The 3,960-nt window shown below is 72.7% G+C and carries 4 protein-coding genes; 1 reads left to right on the forward strand and 3 read right to left on the reverse strand.

Annotation, left to right across the window (positions count from 1 at the left end):
* Positions 1-106: 106 nt before the first annotated feature.
* The 3 genes from ACIQOV_RS31300 to ACIQOV_RS31310 all read right to left on the reverse strand — a co-directional run bounded on the left by ACIQOV_RS31300 (position 107) and on the right by ACIQOV_RS31310 (position 2,292).
* Complete coding sequence (locus ACIQOV_RS31300; protein WP_380547841.1) at positions 107-289, reverse strand: hypothetical protein; 183 nt, start codon at positions 287-289, stop codon at positions 107-109.
* A complete protein-coding gene (locus tag ACIQOV_RS31305; RefSeq protein ID WP_401054023.1) occupies positions 286-2,010 on the reverse strand; it encodes a nitrite/sulfite reductase in 1,725 nt (574 codons plus the stop codon). Before ACIQOV_RS31305 ends, ACIQOV_RS31300 begins: the two co-directional genes overlap by 4 nt.
* A 198-nt stretch (positions 2,011-2,208) precedes the next feature.
* Positions 2,209-2,292: a putative leader peptide gene (locus ACIQOV_RS31310; protein ID WP_318264789.1), complete on the reverse strand. Its 84-nt coding sequence runs from the start codon at positions 2,290-2,292 to the stop codon at positions 2,209-2,211.
* 178 nt (positions 2,293-2,470) lie between these two features.
* Here ACIQOV_RS31310 and ACIQOV_RS31315 point away from each other — a divergent pair, with 178 nt between their 5' ends.
* Positions 2,471-3,889 (forward strand): YihY/virulence factor BrkB family protein, encoded by a 1,419-nt coding sequence (locus ACIQOV_RS31315; protein WP_401054024.1) that lies wholly within the window; start codon positions 2,471-2,473, stop codon positions 3,887-3,889.
* Positions 3,890-3,960 lie beyond the last annotated feature (71 nt).

Here is a 3,960-nt window from a genome sequence, read left to right on the forward strand (position 1 = left end):
GGTCACGCAGAACCGCCCGCCGAAGGTCTCGGCCGCCCAGGCGAGGACCTCCTGCGCGGAGGCCTCCTCCAACGCGCGCCCGGCCCTCTCCGCCAACGACGCGTAGTCAGTCGCTGTGCTGCTCATGTGACGTACCCCCGTGGTTGGTCGGTGACAGCAGGCCGAGGAACTTCAGCTGGAAGGCGCGGCGGCATCCGTGGCACTCCCAGGCGCCGTGCCCGGCCTCGGAGGGGCGCAGGTCCTCGTCCCCGCAGTAGGGACAGAAGAAAGGGGCCGCTCGCTCGCTCACGACAGCTGGTCCTCGGTCGCCCGGGCCGCCCACTGGGCGAAGCGCTCGCCCTCGGTGCGGTCGGCCTGGTAGCGGGTCAGCACGCGCTCGACGTAGTCGGGCAGGCCCGCGCTGGTGACCTTGAGGCCGCGGACCTTGCGGCCGAAGCCGGCCTCCAGGCCGAGCGCGCCGCCGAGGTGCACCTGGTAGCCCTCGACCTGCTCGCCGTGCTCGTCGGTGACCAGCTGGCCCTTGAGTCCGATGTCGGCGACCTGGATGCGGGCGCAGGCGTTCGGGCAGCCGTTGATGTTGATGGTCAGCGGCTCGGCGAAGTCCGGCAGGCGCTGCTCCAGCTCGTCGATGAGCGCGCGGCCGCGCTCCTTGGTCTCGACGATGGCGAGCTTGCAGTACTCGATGCCGGTGCAGGCCATGGTGCCGCGGCGGAACGGCGAGGGGGTGACCCGCAGGTCGAGCGCCTCCAGGCCGGCCACCACGGAGTCGACGTGCTCCTCGGCGATGTCGAGGACGATCATCTTCTGCTCGGCGGTGGTGCGCACCCGGTCGCTGCCGTGGGCGGCGGCGAGGTCGGCGATCCGGCCGAGCAGCTTGCCGTCGACCCGGCCGACGCGCGGCGCGAAGCCGATGTAGAACTTCCCGTCCTGCTGCCGGTGGACGCCGACGTGGTCGCGCCAGCGGGCGGCGGGCTCGGTCGGGGCGGGGCCGTCGAGCAACGGGCGCTCGAGGTACTCGTCCTCCAGCACCCGGCGGAACTTCTCCACGCCCCAGTCGGCGACCAGGAACTTCAGCCGGGCGCGGTTGCGCAGGCGCCGGTAGCCGTAGTCGCGGAAGATGCCGATGACGCCGCCGTAGACGTCGGCGACCTCCTCCAGCGGGACCCACGCGCCCAGCCGCACGCCCAGCTTGGGGTTGGTGGACAGGCCGCCGCCGACCCAGAGGTCGAAGCCGGGGCCGTGCTCGGGGTGGACCACGCCGACGAAGGAGACGTCGTTGATCTCGTGCGCGACGTCGAGCAGCGGGGAGCCGGAGACCGCGCTCTTGAACTTGCGCGGGAGGTTGGAGAAGTCAGGGTTGCCGATGAAGCGGCGCTGGATCTCCTCGATGGCGGGCGTGCCGTCGATGATCTCGTCCTCGGCGATGCCGGCCACCGGGGAACCGAGGATGACACGCGGGGTGTCGCCGCAGGCCTCGGTGGTGGACAGGCCGACGGCCTCCAGCTTCTGCCAGATCGCCGGGACGTCCTCGATCCGGATCCAGTGGTACTGGATGTTCTGGCGGTCGGTCAGGTCGGCGGTGCCGCGGGCGTACTGCTCGGAGACCTCGGCGATCGCCCGCAGCTGGGGGACGGTCAGCCGGCCGCCGTCGATGCGCACGCGGAGCATGAAGAACTCGGCGTCCAGCTCGTGCGGGTCCAGGATCGCGGTCTTGCCGCCGTCGATGCCCTCCTTGCGCTGGGTGTAGAGCCCCCACCAGCGCATCCGGCCGCGCAGGTCGGCCGGGTCGATCGAGTCGAAGCCCCGGTGCGCGTAGATCGTCTCAATACGTGTCCGCACATTGAGACCGTCGTCGTCCTTCTTGAACTGCTCGTTGGCGTTCAGGGGGGTGTAGTGGCCCATGCCCCACTGGCCTTCGCCGCGATGGCGGGTCGCCTTGCGGGCCGCTGCGGGGCGGCGCTCGGCGGCGCGGTCGGCCGTGGGCTCGACGGTCTCGGAGGAGGTGGCCATGGTGAAGTCCTTCGGGGCAGGTGGCGCTGGCGCCGAATAGGTCGCGGGGCGTGCTCGGCCGTGCGGTGCCGCTCTGACCTGCGGATTTCTCAAGGCCTTGAGGGCAGTGACCGGGACCGGGCGGGCGCCTGCGCATCCGCTGCGACGGGGATGGCGGGGGAGGTCGGCGCCGGGTGCGGTGGTGCGGCGGAGTCGGGCTCAGGTCACCGGACAGATGGCGCTGGACACGCGAAGGAGGTCGACGTGGAGTCGACCTACCAGGGTGGTTCCGGCGCTAGACATGGCAAGAGATTCGCACGGCGCGGGACTCGCGGTCCACTAACATCCGAATACTGGACGTTGAAGTTTCGTCAGGCGAGACATCCGGACGTTCCCGCCGCTCCCCGCCGGGGCGCCCGGCCACGCGCCCGTACCCCCGGGGAGATCAACCGCGCGGCCCCGGCCCGATACGGTGGGCCCTGTGCAAGCAGCAGGCGATACGAGCAGACCGAACGCCGAGCGGCCCTCCCGGCGAAGGGGCAAGGGCGCGCGGCGGGCGGCGAAACAGGCCACCTGGCGCCGCACGGCGTGGGAGCTGGTCAGGGACACCACCAACACCTGCGTCGAGTACCGGGTCACCGGGCTCGCCGCGGAGGCGGCTTTCTTCACCCTGCTGTCGATCCCGCCGCTGCTGCTCGGGCTGGCCGGCACCCTCGGCTACCTCGACGAGTTCGTCGGCGCGGGCACCATCGCCGGGCTCAAGAAGAGCATCCTCTCGGCCTCCGGGACGGTGCTGTCGGACTCCTCCGTCAACGAGGTCGTGGTCCCGCTGCTGGACGGGGTGTTCGACCGCACCCGGCCCGACCTCGTCTCGATCGGCTTCCTGCTGTCCCTGTGGTCCGGCTCCAGGGCCCTGTACATCTTCATCGACACCATCACCGTCATGTACGGGCTCGACGGCAAGCGGGGCATCGTCAAGACCCGGCTGATGTCGCTCAGCCTCTACTTCGGCGCCCTGGTGATCGGCTCGCTGGTGCTGCCGCTGCTGATGGTCGGTCCGGGGCTGCTGGAGAACGCGGTGCCGGGGGTGTCCGGGCTGGTCGGCGCCCTCTACTGGCCGGTCGCGATCGTGCTGCTGACCGTCTCGCTGACCACCCTCTACCACCTGGCCGTCCCGGTCTCGACCCCGTGGCGCGAGGACATCCCCGGCGCCCTGGTCGCCCTGGTGGTGCTGGTCTTCTGCAGCGTCGGCCTGCGGGTCTACCTGGTCAGCTCGGTCGAGGGCCCCTCGGTGTACGGCTCGCTGGCGGCGCCGGTGGCCGTGCTGCTGTGGATCTTCGTGGTGGCGCTCGCGGTGCTCATCGGCGCCGCGATGAACGCCGCGATAGACCGCCGCTGGCCCACCCTGGAGACCGCCGACGCGCGTGCCGAGAACGAGCGCGCCCACGAGGAGGCGGCCGCCGCCGTGGTCCGCGAGGTCGCCGCCCGGCGGGCCGTCGAACGGGCCCGGCGCGCCCGCGAGCTCGGGCTCGCCGAGGGCGTCGAGGAGGAGTGGGGCGAGGACGAGGGCGAGGACGTCGAGGTGCCCTCCGAGTACCCGGAGCGGTGGGCCGACGTGCTGGCCGCCGACAACGTGCGCGGCCGGCTCACCGCCCGCGGCGGGCCGCACCACCGGCCCGGACCGCCGCCGCCGGACAGCGACCGGCCGGCCGGGCCGCCGCAGGGGGGCGGGCCGGGAACTCCGCCGGGGCCGCAGTCGGGGCCTGCTTCCGGACCTGCTTCCGGGCCCGTGTCGGGGCCTGTGTCCGGGCCCGGTTCGGGGCCGCCGCAGGGGCCGCCCGGGCAGCAGCCGCCGGGGTACCCGCCGCGACCGCCCCGGCCGCCGTGGGACCAGCGGTAGGCGGAACGAAACGGCAGGAACGGACAGGGCCTCTCCCGCGGGTGCGGGGGAGGCCCTGTCGCTCTGGCGGG

This window comes from Kitasatospora sp. NPDC091257, from assembly GCF_044757675.1.
Classification (GTDB): domain Bacteria; phylum Actinomycetota; class Actinomycetes; order Streptomycetales; family Streptomycetaceae; genus Kitasatospora; species Kitasatospora lactacystinica.

Excerpts from the sequence above, each read along its gene's own strand:
- ACIQOV_RS31305 (WP_401054023.1), bottom strand. The coding sequence starts at position 2,010 with ATGGCCACCTCCTCCGAGACCGTCGAGCCCACGGCCGACCGCGCCGCC.
- ACIQOV_RS31310 (WP_318264789.1), bottom strand. The coding sequence starts at position 2,292 with ATGTCTAGCGCCGGAACCACCCTGGTAGGTCGACTCCACGTCGACCTC.